The 17,666-nt window shown below is 62.3% G+C and carries 11 protein-coding genes; 3 read left to right on the top strand and 8 right to left on the bottom strand.

All coding sequences use genetic code 11. The features are described 5' to 3' along the window. Nucleotides 1–9 precede the first annotated feature (9 nt). From C4J92_RS02630 to glnE, 8 genes are read right to left on the bottom strand one after another with little or no spacing between them, the layout of a single operon-like run. Complete coding sequence (locus tag C4J92_RS02630; RefSeq protein ID WP_124402863.1) at nt 10–1,467, bottom strand: lipopolysaccharide kinase InaA family protein; 1,458 nt, start codon at nt 1,465–1,467, stop codon at nt 10–12. Continuing rightward, nucleotides 1,467–2,219, bottom strand: a complete 753-nt coding sequence (locus C4J92_RS02625; RefSeq protein ID WP_124402862.1) for a lipopolysaccharide kinase InaA family protein — start codon at nt 2,217–2,219, stop codon at nt 1,467–1,469. The genes C4J92_RS02630 and C4J92_RS02625 overlap by 1 nt, the downstream gene beginning before the upstream one ends. Then, nucleotides 2,216–2,950: a lipopolysaccharide kinase InaA family protein gene (locus C4J92_RS02620; protein WP_124402861.1), complete on the bottom strand. Its 735-nt coding sequence runs from the start codon at nt 2,948–2,950 to the stop codon at nt 2,216–2,218. Before C4J92_RS02620 ends, C4J92_RS02625 begins: the two co-directional genes overlap by 4 nt. Further along, complete coding sequence (gene rfaP, locus C4J92_RS02615; protein ID WP_124402860.1) at nt 2,950–3,756, bottom strand: lipopolysaccharide core heptose(I) kinase RfaP; 807 nt, start codon at nt 3,754–3,756, stop codon at nt 2,950–2,952. Before rfaP ends, C4J92_RS02620 begins: the two co-directional genes overlap by 1 nt. After that, nucleotides 3,753–4,877 carry a glycosyltransferase family 4 protein gene (locus tag C4J92_RS02610; protein WP_124402859.1) on the bottom strand — a complete coding sequence of 375 codons (1,125 nt, stop codon included), beginning with the start codon at nt 4,875–4,877 and terminating at the stop codon, nt 3,753–3,755. The genes rfaP and C4J92_RS02610 overlap by 4 nt, the downstream gene beginning before the upstream one ends. Next, a complete protein-coding gene (waaC, locus tag C4J92_RS02605; protein WP_124360970.1) occupies nt 4,877–5,938 on the bottom strand; it encodes a lipopolysaccharide heptosyltransferase I in 1,062 nt (353 codons plus the stop codon). The genes C4J92_RS02610 and waaC overlap by 1 nt, the downstream gene beginning before the upstream one ends. A gap of 1 nt (nt 5,939) precedes the next feature. Beyond that, the gene (gene waaF / locus C4J92_RS02600; RefSeq protein ID WP_124402858.1) at nt 5,940–6,974 is read right to left on the bottom strand and encodes a lipopolysaccharide heptosyltransferase II; all 1,035 of its coding nucleotides are present in this window, start codon (nt 6,972–6,974) and stop codon (nt 5,940–5,942) included. 54 nt (nt 6,975–7,028) lie between these two features. Beyond that, a complete protein-coding gene (glnE, locus tag C4J92_RS02595) occupies nt 7,029–9,968 on the bottom strand; it encodes a bifunctional [glutamate--ammonia ligase]-adenylyl-L-tyrosine phosphorylase/[glutamate--ammonia-ligase] adenylyltransferase (protein ID WP_124402857.1) in 2,940 nt (979 codons plus the stop codon). A 383-nt stretch (nt 9,969–10,351) separates the two neighbouring features. On the opposite strand from glnE, the gene aceE reads away from it, so the two are divergent. From aceE to C4J92_RS02580, 3 genes are all read left to right on the top strand, one after another. Then, nucleotides 10,352–12,997, top strand: a complete 2,646-nt coding sequence (gene aceE, locus C4J92_RS02590) for a pyruvate dehydrogenase (acetyl-transferring), homodimeric type (protein WP_124365578.1) — start codon at nt 10,352–10,354, stop codon at nt 12,995–12,997. A gap of 11 nt (nt 12,998–13,008) precedes the next feature. Continuing rightward, on the top strand, nt 13,009–14,643 hold the full coding sequence (gene aceF, locus C4J92_RS02585) for a dihydrolipoyllysine-residue acetyltransferase (protein WP_124402856.1): 1,635 nt from the start codon (nt 13,009–13,011) through the stop codon (nt 14,641–14,643). 303 nt (nt 14,644–14,946) lie between these two features. Continuing rightward, nucleotides 14,947–17,640 carry a bifunctional diguanylate cyclase/phosphodiesterase gene (locus C4J92_RS02580; protein WP_124402855.1) on the top strand — a complete coding sequence of 898 codons (2,694 nt, stop codon included), beginning with the start codon at nt 14,947–14,949 and terminating at the stop codon, nt 17,638–17,640. The last annotated feature ends 26 nt before the right edge of the window (nt 17,641–17,666 follow it).

Below are 17,666 nucleotides of genomic sequence, written 5' to 3'. Positions count from 1 at the left end.
GACCTTTGCTTACGTTACAGAATCAGACAGAGAGATCCTGGGCAAACGCTGATCAATCACCTGATACAACGCACTGCCCTGCGGCCAATTACGCATGAACCGCGCACGATCCTTGGCATACGCCCCAGCGAAGCTGGCAGCAGAACTGTGTTGGCACATGGCATCCAGATCGATCATCGCCCAGCGGTCTTCACTCCAGAACAGGTTGTGGCCTTTGAAGTCTCCATGGCTGATGCGCTCGCGGATCAACTCGGCGAACAACCGGTCCAGCGCCAGCAGCTCATCTTCAGGCGCATCGCCGTTTTCAACATAGGGCGCAAAACGCTCGATAATGTCGGGTCCAGGCAGGTATTCAGTGACCAGATACGCACGGCTGCGCAACCAGCAAAAGCGCTTCTCCAACACCGCCAGCGGCTTGGGCGTGGCGATGCCGAGGAATGCCAGGCGATTGCCTTCGCGCCAGGAATGCCAGGCACGGCTGGGGCGCCAGAAGCGTTTGAGCCAGTGGGCGAAACCCTTGATGTTGTAGCGTTTGATCACCAGGGGCCGGCCGGCCACTTCGACTTTGGCCACGCTTGCCGCGCCACCGGTCTTGTACAGATGGCCCTGGTCGAGCAGCGCATCGGCCTGCTCCAGCACGGGCAGCATGGCCGCCTCTTCTTCACGCCGAATCGCGCGCAGGCCGAAGGCGCCACGCACCACGCTGAACAGCGTGCAGTCGCGACCGACCTTGTTCAGATAGTCCCTCAAGCGCCAGGCGCTGACTTTGCGCACCTGCTTTTCGAGCGCTTCCAGTGGCAAGGCATGTTCACCGTTTGCCAGCAGGTAGTACACCAACAATTCTTCGGTAAACGGCTCGAGGTTTTTCGGCAACTGGGCAAAGAACACCCCGAGGTTTTCCAGCACCCGATTGCGCGACAGCGGCTTGCCCGCCTCTTCGACACGGATTCCGGCACCATCGATCAAATACAGTTGGCCGTCCTGGCGCAGCAAGTTGTCCAGGTGCAGGTCTTCCTGCCACAGCCCTTGGGCATGCATCTGCGCAATCGCGCCGAGCGCTTCGGCGAGCACGGCGGTTTGTTCGTCGGCCAAGGGCGGCAAGCCTTCGACAGCGAGCCAGGCGTCGCCCAGGCTGTGGGCGCCTTCGAGAAACTCGAACAGCAGCCAGCCCCCCTCGCCTTCCTGCAAACCGTCGGCGAGCAGCAGCGGTGTGGTCAAGCCTTGCTCGGCCAACAGCCGCACACCGCTGAGTTCACGTTGAAAATGCCGCGCCGCCTTGCTGCCCACCAACAACTTGGCCAGCACCGGGCGACCGCGCCACACGGCGGCGCCGACGTAGCGCTGCCCCGGCAATACCCGCAACAGGCTGAGCAGTTGCAGTTGCCCCGGACCGGCCGCATCCGCCAGATCGAGGGTCAGTGGCAGGCGGGGTGTACGACCGGCATTTTTCAGCTCGGACAAACGCATCAGCGGTTCTCCTTGTGGCTGCGGCGCGCCGTCAGGCGCTGGTGCCAGGTAGACACCAATGCACTGTCTTCGGGCTGCTCAAGGTAAGCCGCCAACAGCTGTCGCACCTGGGCGTCTGTCCACTGCGGTGCACGGCGCAGCAGCGGTTCCAGGTCCTTGACCCGGTCACGCCAGCCGAACAACAGCGGGCGGGTCTTTTCCAGGTCGATCAGTTGCGCGGCATAACTGTCGCCACGCGCCTGCAGGAAAATATGCTTGGGGTAAAAGCAGCCGTGCACCTGGCCCACGCTGTGCAAATGCCGCGCAAGCTTGCCGCAGGCCAGGAGGATCGCGTGCTGCTGGGCGTCGCTCAGTTGCGTCCATTGCTCCAGCAACGAGTCCAGGTCGTTCCAGCCGTCCAGGGCACGGGTGAGCAGCATCGCACGGCGCTCGCCTGCAACCTTTCGCTCGCCAAAAAAGGCTGCCTGCAAGGCCGGGATACCCAGCTTTCGGTACAGGCTGATATTGCGAAACTCGCGGGCAAAACTCGGTTCGCCAAACGGCCGGTGCAAGGTGCGCGTCAGGTAGTTGCTCTGGCGCTTGAGGTAGTAACCCTGACCTTCAAGCTCCAGGCGATACACGCTGCTCCAGCCGTCGCCGCTGGTGTTCGGCTCGTCCACCGCGTCCAGTTGCCGGGCCCACAGCGCGTCGAAGCTAGCCAGGCCGTTGCGCTCAAGCAAAGCGCGGTCTTCGGCCGCCAGGAAGTCACTCATTCACGTCCCTCGAAAAACTTCACCACATGGCGAATTCGTTGTTTGTCCGACGTCTTCAGATGCGTGCGTTGGCGGTATTGCATGTAGAAACGCAGGCGCTGGGTGGCCGACAGATGATACTTGGCGACCTTGTCCAGGCAGGCCAGGTCTTTGGTAATGCGGTACTTGAGCCAGAAACCGCGCCAGAAATCGCCGTTGGGGCAGTCGATCAGGTACAGGGTGCGCTGGTCGTCGACCAGCAGGTTGCGCCACTTCAAGTCGTTATGAGTAAAGCGGTGCTCGTGCATGGTGCGCGTGTATTCGGCGAGCTGGCGGCTGATCGCATCGACCCACGTGGGGTCTTTGAGGCGCGGATCGTTGCGCTCAGCCAACGCCGACAGGTCTTCGGTCTTGGGCAGCTCACGGGTGATCATCGCGCCACGGTCGTAGGCCAATCCGCTGCGTTGCAGGCCCCAGGCGATGACCTCGGCGGTGGGAATGCCCCACTTGGCAAAGCGCTTGAGGTTCTGCCACTCGGACTTCACCCGCGGCTTGCCCAGGTAGCGGCGCAGGCCTTTGCCAGCCCCGACATAGCGCTTGACGTAATAATTGACCCCGCCGCGCTCCACCCGAATCACTTCCGACAGTGGGTCGCGGGTCAGGCGCTCGCCTTGCAGGGCAAACACCGCTTCCAGGCTTCCGAAGTCGTCCGCGAGAGCAGCGTAGGCAGGTTCCAGATTCCAACCCGCCATCAGAGCGCATCCCCGTAGCGCTGCTTGCGCGCATAGAGCTTGGCGGCCATGCGTTCCAGTTCGCGCAACAGCGCGGTTTGCTCGGCGAGGATCTGGCGCAACGGCTGCTGAAAGTAATGCTTGAGAAAGCGCAGCTTGTCGCGCTGGGTCAGGCCGATTTCCAGGGCAGAGTAATACAGTCCGGCCAGGTCTTTGTTGCGCCAGCGCACGGGGATCGTCGCACGCACCTGGGCGCGGTGCAGGTCGATCACCGACAGCTTGAGGGTGTCGACCGCAATGGGCCGGTCGGTGTGCAGCAGGAAGTGGCAGAGGTAGCAATCGCGATGATTGACGCCGCCCCGGTGCATCGCCGCGACGGTGTTCGCCAACTCGACGGTCAAGGCGTGCTTGATCGCCGGCACCGGCGGCTGCTTGACCCAATCGAGGGTCAGGTCTTCCAGGCTGATGATCGGCGCCAGCTCTTGCGTGATGATGAACGAATGCTGGTCGGCCGGGTTGCTGCCTTTTTCGCCAAAGGCCACCGCCGTCATGGTCGGCACGCCCAGTTCCTGCAAGCGCTGGATCGCCAACCACTCCTGGCCTGCGCCCAGCACCGGCAATTTGGCGGTGACCAGGTTCTTGAGGATTTCGCCCCAGCCGATGCCACGGTGGATCTTCACGAAATAGGGTTGGCCCTGCACCACCGTACGCAACGTACGGCGAGCGGCCAGCTCGCGGAACACCTGGCCTTGCAGCTTCTCGACCTCGGTGAACGCATCGCGTCCGGCCCAGAGGGTGTTGAAGGGTTCGGCTAGAATCAACTTCATCGGTTTGGCTCCGCCAGAATCAGGTCCGCAGCGTACTGCGGCATGCTAAACAGGTCGGCCGTCTCGGCGAAGGCCAGACCATTGCGACTCCAGGTCGCACGCGCGTGTGGATCTTCGAGCATATCCACCAGGTACTGGTTGAGCTGGGCCTGTTCGAACGGTTCGTCCAACACCCGGCCGCTCTGGGCCTTGTCGATGTAGAACGCGTAGCCGCAGACCCGGCTCACCAGTACCGGGAGGCCGGCGACCACCGCTTCGACCAGCACCATGCCGGCCGCCTCGTTGTAGGCAGGGTGAATCAGCAGGTCCGCCCCGAGCAGGAAGCGCGGGATATCGTTGCGGCCCTTGAAGAACTGCACCTGGTCGCCCAGGCCCAGCGCAGCGCTCTGCAATTGGAAGACTTTGGGGTCGTCCTGGCCGATTACAAACAGGCGGGTGCGTTTCTTCAGTTTGGACGGCAATGCGGCGACGGCCTTGAGGCTGCGGTCGACGCCCTTGGTCTTGAAACCCGAACCGATCTGTACCAGCAGCAAGTCGTCCTCGGCCAGGCCGAACTCACGGCGAAATTCAGCGCGGATGTCGGCGGCGTTCGGCGGCGCGCGCCGGTCACGGGCGATGCCCGGCGGCAGCAGGTGGAACCGCTCGGGCTGGGTGCCGTAATACTGGCTGAACAGTTGCTGTTGATGCTCGGACAGCACCATGATCTGGGTCTTGGCGCTCTTGTCGAAAACCGCACGTTCGTATTCGGCAAAGTGCTTGTAGCGCCCGAACCAGCGGTACATCGGGTTGCGCAGTGTCTGGGCTTTGTCTTCGAACACGCCGTCGGCGGCGAAGTACAGGTCCAGCCCCGGCATCTTGTTGAAGCCCACCACGCGGTCCACCGGGCGCCTGGCCAGGTCGGCCTGGATCCAGGCGTAGAGCTTTTCGTTGCGGCGATGGTTGACCAGCGCCTTGACCGGCGCCACCCGCACTTCGAAGCCGGGCGGGATATCGCCTTCCCAGATCAGCGTATAGACACGAATCTGATGGCCGCGCTGCTGGCACTCCAGGGCGATGCGCATGAAGTCGCGCTGCAGGCCACCGAAGGGAAAGTATTTGTACAGTACGAAAGCCAGTTGCATCAGTGCTGCTCCTCAGCCAGTAACAACGCGCTCAGTCGGCTTGCTACGCGCTCAGGATTCAGGCGCGTGAAGCACAGGGGCGACTCGCGCGTGATGTCGAACCGCCGCAGGTCATCGGCGGTGGGTTGGTAGGTGCAGTGCTTTTGCAGGCACGGCGCACACGGCCAGTCGCTGGCCAAGTGGACCTGGCCTTTGCCGTAGGCGCCGGTGAGGCCGGGGTTGGTCGGCCCGAACAGCGAAATGGTCGGCACATCCAGCGCCGCCGCCAAGTGGCCGAGGCCGGTATCTACCGCCACACAGGCGCGGGCACCGGCCAAAACACGGGCCACGCCCGCCAGGTTCAGTTTTGGCAGCACTTCGGCGTTGGGCAAGCCTTGGGCCAGGCGCTCGGCGCGGGCTTTTTCGGCGGCGTTGCCCCACGGCAACTTCACGTCCACGCCCAGGCGGGCCATACGTTCGGCCAGTTCGCGCCAGTAGGCTTCGGGCCAGTGCTTGGTGTCCCAGGTGGTGCCGTGCAGCAGCAGCACGAAGGGTTTCTTCGGCGGCAGGCCAAGCAGTTTCTCGACGCTCAGGCCATAGTCACCCAGGCCCTTGGGCAGGTCATAACCCAGCGCCACGGCAAACAGTTGGCGCAACCGCTCCACCGCATGTTGCCCACGGGCCACGGCCAGGCGTCGGGAATAAAAACGCGCCGCCAGGGGCTCGCGGGCCGAGGTTTTATCGAAGCCGGCGACCGGCGCCCGCACGTAGCGGGTCAGCCAGGCGCTTTTCAGCAGGCCCTGGGCATCGATCACCAGGTCGTACTTGGTCGACTGCACGGCCTGTTTGAAACGCCGCCATTCGCCGCTCTTGATGGTTTGCCAGAGGTTCTTGCGCCAGCGACGAATCGCCACCGGGATCACCTTGTCCACCGCCGGGTGCCAGGTCGGAATTTCGGCAAAGCCTTCTTCCACCACCCAATCGAAACGGATACCGGGGATCGCCCGCGCCGCGTCGGTGAGTGCCGGCAAGGCGTGGATCACGTCGCCCAGGGATGAGGTCTTGATTACCAGTACCCGCAACTCAGTGAACCTCGACCACGTCGCCCTGCAACCGCTGCAAGGCATCGGTTACCGGCTGCGGCAGCAATTGGCGCAGGCAGTTGTAGTGGCCGAAACGGCAGGTGCGCTCAAAACAGGGGCTGCAATCCAGGCCCAGGCGCACCACTTCGACCTGGTCGGCCAAGGGCGGAGTGAACCCTGGAGAGGTCGAGCCGTACACCGCCACCAACGGGCGATTCAGCGCCGCGGCGACGTGCATCAGGCCGGAGTCGTTGGACACCACCGCGTCGGCGCACGACAGCAAGTCGATGGCCTCGGCCAGGGACGTCTCGCCACTGAGGTTCACCGCCTCTTCGCGCAGGCCTGGAATCAGGCGCTGGCGAATATCCTCACCCACCGAATGATCGTTTTTGGAGCCAAACAGCCACACCTGCCAGCCTTCGCGGATCTTGGTCTCGGCGACCTTGGCGTAGTGCTCCGACGGCCAGCGCTTGGACTCGCCGAACTCGGCGCCCGGGCACAAGGCCAATACCGGGCGGTCCAGCGCCAGGCCGAACTTGGCCAGCGCCGCATCGCGGGTCAGCGGGTCGATCTGCAAGCTGGGGCGCGGATACGGCGTGGGCAGCTCGGCGCCGGGTTCGTAGGCCAGGGCCATGAAACGCTCGATCATCAACGGGTAGCGCGCCTTGTCCAGGGTGCGTACATCGTTAAGCAGCACATAGCGAAACTCGCCGCGCCAACCGGTACGCTTTGGAATACCTGCAAAAAACGGCACCAGCGCCGACTTCAGCGAGTTGGGCAATAGGATCGCCTGGTCGTACTGGCCGGCCATGGCTTTGCCGATGCGCCGGCGGGTCGCCAATTCCAGCGCGCCATGGCCGAGCGGAAAGCTCAAGGCCTTGCGCACCTGGGGCATGCGCTCGAGGATCGGCCGGCTCCACTCGGGGGCGAGCACGTCGATCTGGCAGTCCGGATAGCGCAGCCGCAGGCACTGGAACAGTGTCTGTGCCATCACCATGTCACCGACCCAACTGGGCCCAACGATCAGAATATTCATGTAGTTTCCACAAACGATGCGGGGAGGCTTATGCCTCCCCGCCCTAATAGTGTTTCAGCTCAAACCCAGCGCCTGCCAGATTCGCATCACCTGGCGCCGCTCGTCTGCAAATTGGTCCCCGGCCACCGTGCCCGCCTCGTTCTGCAAGGCTTGGCGGTGCGCGGCGGAGCGGTACGCCTTATACACCTCCCGCAACAAATGGGCATCGGCGGCGGGCATCAGCCCGACCTGCTCCAGGCCTTCCAGAATGCGGATATTGTCGGTGTAGCGCAGCAACGATGGATGTTGCGCAGACCACGCCAAAGCGGCGTATTGCACCATAAATTCAATATCGACGATACCTCCGGCGTCCTGCTTGAGGTCGAACAGCGCCGTGGCTTCGAAGGCATTGGCGCCCATACCGGCCGCTGTGCTCCGGGTCCCCAGGTTGTCACGCATCTTGGCGCGCATCTCGCTGACCTCCTGGCGCAGCTTCGCCAAGTCCCGTTCGCGCCCCAATACCTTGGCGCGGACCTGCTCGAACGCCTGGCCCACATCCTGGCTGCCGACCAACACCCGTGCGCGAATCAGCGCCTGATGTTCCCAGGTCCAGGCTTCATTTTGTTGATAACGGTCGAACGCGCCCAGTGAACTCACCAGCAACCCGGACGCACCTGAAGGTCGCAGGCGCATATCCACCTCATACAGCTGGCCGGAGTTGGTCTGGGTGGTCAGCAGGTGAATGATGCGCTGGCCCAGGCGCGTGAAGAACTGCGCACCGTCGATCGGCTTGGCACCGTCGGTCTCGGCCTGGGGGTCGCCGTCGTGGATAAACACCAGGTCCAAATCCGAACCATGCCCCAATTCGATACCGCCGACTTTCCCATAACCGACAATGATGAACCCAGGATCGCACAGGCTGCCGTCCAGCCGTTGCGGCGAGCCGTGACGGGCAACGGTCTGGCGCCAGGCCAGGGCCAGCACTTGTTCGAGGATGGCTTCAGCCAGCCAGGTGAGGTAGTCGCTGACCTTCATCAATGGCAGGCTGCCGGCGATTTCCGACGCAGCCACGCGCAGGCGGTGCGCCAGCTTGAAATGGCGCAGGGCTTCCATCTGCTGCTCGAGGTCGTCTTCAGGGATACGCGTGAGGCGCTCGCGCAATTCGGCGGCCAGCTCCGGCGCCAACGGCGGCTTGAACAGGCGCCCTTCGTTGAGCAGCTCATCGAGCAACAGCGGGAAACGGGTGATCTGCTCGGCGATCCACGGGCTCGCGGCGCACAGCGTCAGCAGACGGCGCAGGGCGTCGGGGTTTTCAGTGAGCAACACCAGGTAAGCGGAACGGCGGGCGACCGCCTCGACCAGCGGCAGTACGCGCTCCAATACCAGGTCCGGGTTGGCGTGTTCGACCGCCTGGGCCAGCAAGCGCGGAATAAACGCATCCAGCCGCTCGCGACCGAGGCGCTGCATGGCGCGCAGCTGCGGACTGCCGCGCAAGCCGGCCAGGGCCTTGAGGGCCTTGGGCGCATCGGTGAAGCCGCCTTCGCTCAACTGGCGGCAGGCGGCATCGTCATCCTGGGATTCTTCCCACAGCGGCAACCATTCCCCGCCGACGACCAGTTCGCTTTCTGCGCCCTCTTCTTCATCAGGGTCGGCAATCACCTGGCGGAAGTGCCAATCCACCCGCCCACGCCAATACATCAGGCGTTCGTGGAACGCGGCCCAGTCGGCAAAACCGAGCATGAAGGCAATACGCGCCTGGTCTTCCGGGCTGTCCGGGAGCATCTGGGTCTGGCGGTCGGCGATCGCCTGGATCGCGTGTTCGGTGTAGCGCAAGAACTCGTAGCCATTGCGCAACTCACTGATCACGGCGGCCGGCAAGTAACCCTGGCCCTCCAGGGTGCCCAGCACATTCAATAGCGGACGTTGCTGCAGGCTGAGATCGCGGCCACCGTGGATCAGCTGGAACGCCTGGGCGATAAATTCCACCTCACGAATACCGCCCGAACCCAGCTTGATATTCTCGGCCATGCCTTTGCGTCGCACTTCCTGCTGGATCAGCTGCTTCATGGTGCGCAGCGCTTCGATGGCCGAGAAGTCCAGGTAACGGCGATAGACGAACGGGCGCAGCATGTCGAGCAACTGCGCGCCGGCCAGTTGGTCACCGGCGACGACGCGGGCCTTGATCATGGCGTAACGCTCCCAATCACGGCCCTGGTCCTGGTAGTACTGCTCCAGCGCGTTGAAGCTCAGTACCAGCGCGCCGGCCGAACCGTAGGGGCGCAGGCGCATGTCGACACGGAACACGAAACCGTCGACCGTCATCGGGTCGAGGGCCTTGATCAATTTCTGACCAAGTCGAATGAAAAACTCCTGGTTATCCAGGGAGCGCTTGACCCCCACCGTCTCGCCGCCTTCTGGGTAGGCGAAGATCAGGTCGATATCCGACGACAGGTTCAGCTCCACCGCCCCGAGCTTGCCCATGCCAAGGATGACCATGTGCTGCGCCTCGCCGCTGCGCCGCCCGGTTGGCGTGCCGAACTGCACACAATGGCGCTGGTACAGCCATTGGTAGGCCTGGTCGATGCAGGCGTCGGCCATGTCGGAGAGGTCGCGGCAGGTTTGCACCAAATCCGCCTGGCGGGTCAGATCACGCCAGATGATGCGCACCTGCTGGCGCGTACGCTGGCGCCGCAGCACACGGCCGAGTTCGTCTTCTGTTTCGGCCTGTTGCACGGCACCGGCAATCTGCCCGCACAACTCACCCGGCGCAAACCCCCGGTCCAGCTCGCCCCAGGCCGCCAGCTCAAGCAACATCAAAGGGTCACGCACACTCTGTTCAATGACAAAATCACTGGCGGCGCACACCCGCGCGAAGTCGGCCCACCGTTGCGGCGTCCAGCCAGAAAGGCCATGATCGTCATCCAACGCGGCCACTGCGTCACGAAATGACTGCTCGGCCCGGCTGGCGTAAGGCAAGAGAATGGCCGGCAGTTCGGCCAGCGTTGGAAGGCTCATGGTCTATCCTTGATCGGCGTGTAAATGGCGTGTAGTTGTGAACGCAGGAGCCATGCTCGATGAAGGACTGTCGAACAAAAGTTAGAAATAGCTGAAATTAAATTAATCTTGGCAGGCAACATCAAACTTTCACCTTTTCTTGTTCGCAATAGACCAACAATAACGATTATGCTCACCAGCCAGACCGAGCCATACGCTCAGTCTTGTGTAGTTTTACTACTCGTATATACATTCGAAAGGCTGAAATGGCCGACGATTTGTAGTAAAACTACAGGACGCCGAAGCAACCTTCGGCCATCCAAGAATTTATGTCGTCTGCCCACAAGGCCAGTCGCAAACTTCAGGCAACCGATTCTGGTAGCCTTTCCGCCCTGGAGCAAGCCATGCAAGACCTCGATCCCGTCGAAACCCAGGAATGGCTGGACGCCCTGGAATCGGTTCTCGACAAAGAAGGCGAAGACCGTGCTCACTACCTGATGACCCGTATGGGCGAACTCGCGACCCGCAGCGGCTCGCAATTGCCTTACGCCATCACCACGCCATACCGCAACACCATCCCCGTTACCCACGAAGCACGCATGCCTGGCGACCTGTTCATGGAACGCCGCATTCGCTCGCTGGTACGCTGGAACGCCATGGCGATGGTAATGCGCACGAACTTGAAGGATTCGGACCTGGGCGGTCACATCTCCAGCTTCGCTTCCAGCGCAACCCTGTATGACATCGGCTTCAACTACTTCTTCCAGGCCCCGACCGACGAACACGGCGGCGACCTGATCTACTTCCAGGGCCACACCTCGCCAGGCGTCTACGCCCGTGCGTTCATGGAAGGTCGCATCACCGAAGAGCAAATGAACAACTTCCGCCAGGAAGTCGACGGTCAGGGCCTGTCGTCCTACCCGCACCCTTGGCTGATGCCTGATTTCTGGCAGTTCCCGACGGTATCCATGGGCCTGGGCCCGATCCAGGCGATCTACCAGGCACGTTTCATGAAGTACCTGGAAGCCCGTGGCTTCATTCCCGAAGGCAAGCAGAAAGTCTGGTGCTTCCTGGGCGACGGCGAGTGCGACGAGCCGGAATCCCTGGGCGCCATCTCCCTGGCCGGCCGCGAGAAGCTGGACAACCTGATCTTCGTCATCAACTGCAACCTGCAGCGCCTCGACGGCCCGGTTCGCGGCAACGGCAAGATCATCCAGGAACTCGAAGGCGTGTTCCGCGGTGCACATTGGAATGTGACCAAAGTCATCTGGGGCCGTTTCTGGGACCCACTGCTGGCCAAGGACGTCGACGGTATCCTGCAACGCCGCATGGACGAAGTCATCGACGGCGAGTACCAGAACTACAAAGCCAAAGACGGCGCGTTCGTGCGTGAACACTTCTTCAACACGCCTGAACTCAAGGCGATGGTTGCCGACCTGTCCGACGACGAGATCTGGAAACTCAACCGTGGCGGCCACGACCCGTACAAGGTCTACGCGGCGTACCACGAAGCGGTCAACCACAAAGAGCAACCGACCGTCATCCTGGCCAAGACCATCAAGGGTTATGGCACCGGTGCCGGCGAAGCGAAGAACACCGCGCACAACACCAAGAAAGTCGACGTCGACAGCCTGAAGTTGTTCCGCGACCGCTTCGACATCCCGGTCAAGGACGAAGAGCTGGAGAACCTGCCGTTCTTCAAGCCTGAGCCGAACAGCGCCGAAGCCCGCTATCTCAGCGAGCGTCGCACTGCACTGGGCGGTTTCGTGCCGCAACGCCGCGCCAAGAGCATGAGCATCCCGACGCCGCCACTCGATACCCTCAAGGCTATCCTGGACGGCTCGGGCGACCGCGAAATCTCCACCACCATGGCCTTCGTGCGGATCCTCGCGCAGCTGGTCAAGGACAAGGAAATCGGTTCGCGTATCGTGCCGATCATCCCGGACGAGGCCCGTACCTTCGGTATGGAAGGCATGTTCCGCCAGTTGGGCATCTACTCCTCCGTCGGCCAGCTCTACGAGCCAGTCGATAAAGACCAGGTGATGTTCTACAAGGAAGACAAGAAGGGCCAGATCCTCGAAGAAGGCATCAACGAAGCGGGCGCCATGAGCTCCTTCATCGCTGCCGGTACTTCGTACTCCAGCCACAACCAGCCGATGCTGCCGTTCTACATCTTCTACTCGATGTTCGGCTTCCAGCGCATTGGCGACCTGGCTTGGGCCGCAGGCGACAGCCGTACCCGTGGCTTCCTGATCGGCGGTACCGCCGGGCGTACCACGCTCAACGGCGAAGGCCTGCAACACGAAGACGGTCACAGCCACATCCTGGCTGCCACCATCCCGAACTGCCGCACCTTTGATCCAACCTACGGCTATGAGCTGGCGGTGATCATCCAGGACGGCATGAAGAAGATGACCGAAGAGCAGCAGGACGTTTTCTACTACATCACCGTGATGAACGAGTCCTACCAGCAGCCAGCCATGCCGGCTGGCGTGGAAGAAGGCATCATCAAGGGCATGTACCTGCTCGAAGAAGACACCAAGGAAGCGGCGCACCACGTACAGCTGATGGGCTCCGGCACCATCCTGCGCGAAGTGCGTGAAGCGGCGAAGATCCTGCGTGACGAGTTCAACGTCGGCGCCGACGTGTGGAGCGTTACCAGCTTCAACGAACTGCGTCGCGACGGCCTGGCCGTGGAACGCAGCAACCGCCTGCACCCGGGCCAGAAGCCTGCACTGAGCTACGTCGAAGAGTGCCTGGCCGGCCGTAAAGGTCCAGTCATCGCCTCTACCGACTACATGAAACTGTTTGCTGAACAAATTCGCCAGTGGGTCCCGTCCAAGGAATTCAAAGTCCTGGGCACCGACGGTTTCGGCCGCAGTGACAGCCGCAAGAAGCTGCGTCACTTCTTCGAAGTCGACCGTCACTTCGTGGTGTTGGCAGCCCTGGAAGCCTTGGCTGACCGTGGTGAGATCGAACCCAAGGTGGTGGCTGACGCCATCGTCAAGTTCGGGATCAACCCGGAAAAACGCAACCCACTGGACTGCTGAGGAGATTTTTTGTGAGCGAACTCATTCGCGTACCTGACATCGGCAGCGGTGAAGGTGAAGTAATCGAGCTGTTTGTGAAGGTTGGCGACACCGTCGAAGCCGACCAGAGCATCCTGACCCTGGAGTCGGACAAGGCGAGCATGGAAATCCCTGCTCCCAAGGCCGGTGTGGTCAAAAGCCTGAAAGTGAAGCTGGGCGACCGCCTGAAAGAAGGCGACGAACTGCTGGAACTGGAAATCGAAGGTGCCGCTGATGCGGCCCCGGCGGCGGCTCCTGCTGCACCTGCGCCGGCTGCTGAAAAGCCTGCTGCTGCCGAGGCTGCTCCAGCCCCGGCCGCTGCACCTGCCGCCGCCACCGTCCAGGACATCCACGTTCCGGACATCGGCTCGTCGGGCAAGGCCAAGATCATCGAGCTGCTGGTCAAGGTCGGCGACACCGTCGAAGCCGACCAGTCGCTGATCACCCTGGAGTCCGACAAGGCCTCCATGGAGATCCCATCGCCGGCTGCCGGCGTGGTGGAAAGCATCGGGGTCAAGCTGGAAGACGAAGTCGGCACTGGCGATTTCATCCTCAAGCTGAAAGTACAAGGCGCTGCGCCTGCTGCTCCAGCAGCTGCCGCCGCTCCGGCTGCGGCCAAGGCTGAAGCGGCTCCGGCCGCTGCTGCTCCTGCCCCGGCTGCAAAAGCCGAAGCTGCACCGGCTCCTGCCGCCGCGCCTGCACCAAGCGGTGCCAAGGTTCATGCCGGCCCTGCCGTGCGTCAGCTGGCCCGTGAATTCGGCGTCGAGCTGGGCGCCGTCTCGGCCAGCGGCCCTCACGGCCGTGTGCTGAAGGAAGACGTGCAGGCTTACGTCAAAACCATGATGCAGAAAGCCAAGGAAGCGCCAACTGCCGGCGGCGCTACCGGTGGCTCGGGCATTCCGCCGATCCGCACCGTGGATTTCAGCCGTTTTGGCGAAATCGAAGAAGTGCCGATGACCCGCCTGATGCAAATCGGCGCGGCAGGTCTGCACGCGAGCTGGTTGAACATCCCGCACGTGACTCAGTTCGACCAGGCCGATATCACCGACCTGGAAGCGTTCCGCGTTGCGCAGAAAGCCGTGGCCGAGAAGGCCGGCGTGAAACTGACCGTCTTGCCTCTGCTCCTCAAGGCTTGTGCGCACCTGCTCAAGGAACTGCCGGACTTCAACAGCTCGCTGGCGCCAAGCGGCAAGGCGATCATTCGCAAGAAGTACGTGCACATCGGCTTCGCGGTAGACACGCCTGACGGCCTGCTGGTACCGGTCATCAAGAACGTTGACCAGAAGAGCCTGCTGCAACTGGCTGCCGAGGCTGCTGCGTTGGCCGCCAAGGCCCGCGACAAGAAGCTCACCCCGGACGACATGCAGGGCGCGTGCTTCACCATCTCCAGCCTCGGGCACATTGGCGGTACTGGCTTCACGCCAATCGTCAACGCGCCGGAAGTGGCGATCCTGGGTGTGTCCAAGGCAACTATCCAGCCAGTCTGGGACGGTAAAGTGTTCCAGCCCAAGCTGATGCTGCCACTGTCGCTGTCCTACGATCACCGTGTGATCAACGGCGCCGCGGCGGCACGCTTCACCCAGCGCCTGAGCCAGCTGCTGAACGACATCCGCACCATCCTGCTGTAAGCCGCAGCGGCCTCCCCTCGGCGGGAGGCCTTTGCCGCACCGATTTCCGAGCGCCACGCTCGTACCTCAACCCCGCCACTTGGCGGGGCTTTTTTTGCCCGTTTGTTGTATACATAGGACAGGCTTGTACACCTTCCGTCACTTCGACTGCAGAAACCCCCTGGGCGGCCGATAACCGGGTTATAGCACTTAGCCTTCATCCTCTCTTGTCAGTGCGTGCCGCATGATGCAACCTTGCCGCAGGCAACAGTAAAGAGGGCGTGAGCCCGGCGCCGTGCGCATTTTTCCAAGCGAGTTTCCCCCATGAAAAGCCAACCCGATGTCGCCCGAACGGCGGCCGAGGTAGTGACGCAATTACCGGTGCCTTCGCGCCTCGGTATGCTGCGTTTCGAGCGGCTTAATGAGGCAAGCTGGGCGCTGCTCTACCTCGACCCCAATTGCGAGCGCCAATTCGGCCTGCCGGCGGTCGAACTCTGTGCCCTGATCGGCACGCCGTACGCCAGCCTGATGGAGCCCCAGGCACGCTATCAACTGCACGACGCGATCCAGCAGCAACTGACCCTCAGCCCCCACTACCTGGTGCGCTACACCCTGCACACCAACGATGGCCCGCTGAGCCTGCTGGAAATGGGCGAGGCCTACAAACAACACAATCGCCACCTGCTGCGCGGCTACCTGATGGTGGTTGATGGCCTGTTCAGCGAAATTCCCGCCACGGTGCCGACCGCCGACCTGGAAAACCAGAACAGCCGCCTGCAAATCGCCCTGGAACTCAACCAGCGCGCGCAACAGGAACAACTGCAACACCTGGAGCGGGTACGCGCCCAGCAGGAGTTGATCCTGCTCCTGGCCCGCCAACGCTACACCACGCCCAATTCGCTGCAAGAAGCCGCCGAACTGATCACCCGCAGCGCCTGCGACATCTACCAGATCGATTGCGCCAGCATCTGGAACCTGGAAGGCCAGCGCCTGGTGCCGATTTCGGCCTATCACCGCGCCGATCAGCAATACCATTTGCCTGAAGCGATTGACGCCAGTTGCTTCCCCGATTACCTCGAAGCCCTGCACAGCAGCCGCGCGATCGATGCCACCAATGCCCTGCGCGACCCGCGTACGCGGGAAATGGCCGAAAGCCTGTTCGCCAAGGATATCCACGCCATGCTCGACGCGAGCATCCGGGTGGATGGCCAGGTCGTCGGCGTGCTGTGCCTGGAGCAAAGCGGCAGTTCGCGTGCCTGGCAGTCCGATGAAATCGCCTTTGCCGGCGAGTTGGCGGACCAGTTCGCCCAAGTCATCAACAACCACAACCGCCGCACCGCCACCAGCGCTCTGCACCTGTTCCAGCGTGCCGTGGAACAAAGTGCCAACGCCTTTCTGCTGGTCAATTGCGATGGCGTGGTGGAGTACGTCAACCCAAGCTTTACCGCGATCACCCAATACAGCGCCGAAGAGGTGCACGGCCACCGCCTGGCGCAGTTGCCGGCCCTGGAGAACCTCAGCGAGTTGCTGTTCGATGCGCCGTCGAGCCTGGCCAAGAGCAACAGCTGGCAAGGTGAATTCAAAAGCCGACGCAAAAACCTCGAACCCTACTGGGGCCAGCTGTCGATTTCCAAGGTGTATGGCGACAACCGTGAGTTGACCCACTACATCGGCATCTACGAAGACATTACCCAGACCAAGCTGGCGCAACAGCGCATCGAACGCCTGGCCTACACCGACAACCTGACCAACCTGGGCAACCGCCCGGCCTTCATCCGCAACCTCGACGAGCGCTTTGCCCGCGACAGCGACAGCCCGATCAGCCTGCTTTTGGTGGACATCGACAACTTCAAGCGCATCAACGACAGCCTTGGGCACCAGACCGGGGACAAGCTGCTGATCAGCCTGGCCCGTCGTCTACGCAACAGCCTGAGCAGCGGCGGCAGCCTGGCGCGCTTTGCCAGTAACGAGTTTGCGGTGTTGCTGGACGATGCCGACCTGGAGACCGGCCAGCAGGTCGCCGGCCAGTTGCTGGCCACCCTCGACAAGCCGATGTTCGTCGACAACCAATTGATCAGCGTGACCGGCTCCGTAGGCCTGGCCTGCGCGCCGCTGCACGGCCGCGACCCGCAGACCCTGATGCGCAACGCCGGTTTGGCCCTGCACAAGGCCAAGGCCAACGGCAAACACCAGGTGCAAGTGTTTACCGAAGCCCTGAATGCCGAAGCGAGCTACAAACTGTTCGTGGAAAACAACCTGCGCCGCGCCCTGACCCAGAACGAGCTTGATGTGTTCTACCAGCCAAAGCTGTGCCTGCGCAGTGGCCGCCTGTTGGGTATGGAAGCGTTGTTGCGCTGGAACCATCCGGAAAAGGGCATGATCCGCCCCGACCAGTTCATCAGCGTGGCCGAAGAGACCGGCTTGATCATCCCCATCGGCAAATGGATCGCGCGCCAGGCGTGCCGCATGAGCCGGCAGTTGACGGCGGCGGGCCTGGGTAATCTGCAGGTCGCGATCAACCTGTCGCCCAAGCAGTTTTCCGACCCGGACCTGGTGGCCTCGATCGCCTCGATTCTCAAGGAAGAACAGCTGCCGCCCAATCTGCTGGAGCTGGAGTTGACCGAAGGCCTGCTGCTGGAGGCCACCGAAGACACGCGCCTGCAACTGGACCAACTGAAGAGCTTTGGCCTGACCCTGGCCATGGACGACTTCGGTACCGGTTATTCGTCGCTGAGCTACTTGAAAAAATTCCCCATCGACATCATTAAGATCGACCGGAGCTTTATCCACGAAATCCCGGATAACCAGGACGACATGGAAATCACCTCGGCGGTCATCGCCATGGCCCACAACCTCAAGCTCAAGGTGGTGGCCGAAGGCATCGAGACCGCCGCGCAATTGGCGTTCCTGCGCAGGCATCGGTGCGACGTGGGCCAAGGCTACCTGTTCGACCGGCCAATCCCCGGCGCAGAGCTGCTGGAGAAGCTTAAACGCTATCCACGCGGGCCAATCGCCTGACAGCGCTGTAACACTCGGGCACACTG

Source organism: Pseudomonas sp. R3-18-08 (assembly GCF_003852065.1).
In the GTDB taxonomy this organism is placed as follows: Bacteria; Pseudomonadota; Gammaproteobacteria; order Pseudomonadales; family Pseudomonadaceae; genus Aquipseudomonas.
Note: the sequence above shows the minus strand (reverse complement) of the source record. Positions and strands in the feature narration are given on the sequence as shown.

Excerpts from the sequence above, each read along its gene's own strand:
- C4J92_RS02630 (WP_124402863.1), bottom strand. The coding sequence starts at position 1,467 with ATGCGTTTGTCCGAGCTGAAAAATGCCGGTCGTACACCCCGCCTGCCA.
- C4J92_RS02625 (WP_124402862.1), bottom strand. The coding sequence starts at position 2,219 with ATGAGTGACTTCCTGGCGGCCGAAGACCGCGCTTTGCTTGAGCGCAAC.
- C4J92_RS02620 (WP_124402861.1), bottom strand. The coding sequence starts at position 2,950 with ATGGCGGGTTGGAATCTGGAACCTGCCTACGCTGCTCTCGCGGACGAC.
- rfaP (WP_124402860.1), bottom strand. The coding sequence starts at position 3,756 with ATGAAGTTGATTCTAGCCGAACCCTTCAACACCCTCTGGGCCGGACGC.
- C4J92_RS02610 (WP_124402859.1), bottom strand. The coding sequence starts at position 4,877 with ATGCAACTGGCTTTCGTACTGTACAAATACTTTCCCTTCGGTGGCCTG.
- waaF (WP_124402858.1), bottom strand. The coding sequence starts at position 6,974 with ATGAATATTCTGATCGTTGGGCCCAGTTGGGTCGGTGACATGGTGATG.
- glnE (WP_124402857.1), bottom strand. The coding sequence starts at position 9,968 with ATGAGCCTTCCAACGCTGGCCGAACTGCCGGCCATTCTCTTGCCTTAC.
- aceE (WP_124365578.1), top strand. The coding sequence starts at position 10,352 with ATGCAAGACCTCGATCCCGTCGAAACCCAGGAATGGCTGGACGCCCTG.
- C4J92_RS02580 (WP_124402855.1), top strand. The coding sequence starts at position 14,947 with ATGAAAAGCCAACCCGATGTCGCCCGAACGGCGGCCGAGGTAGTGACG.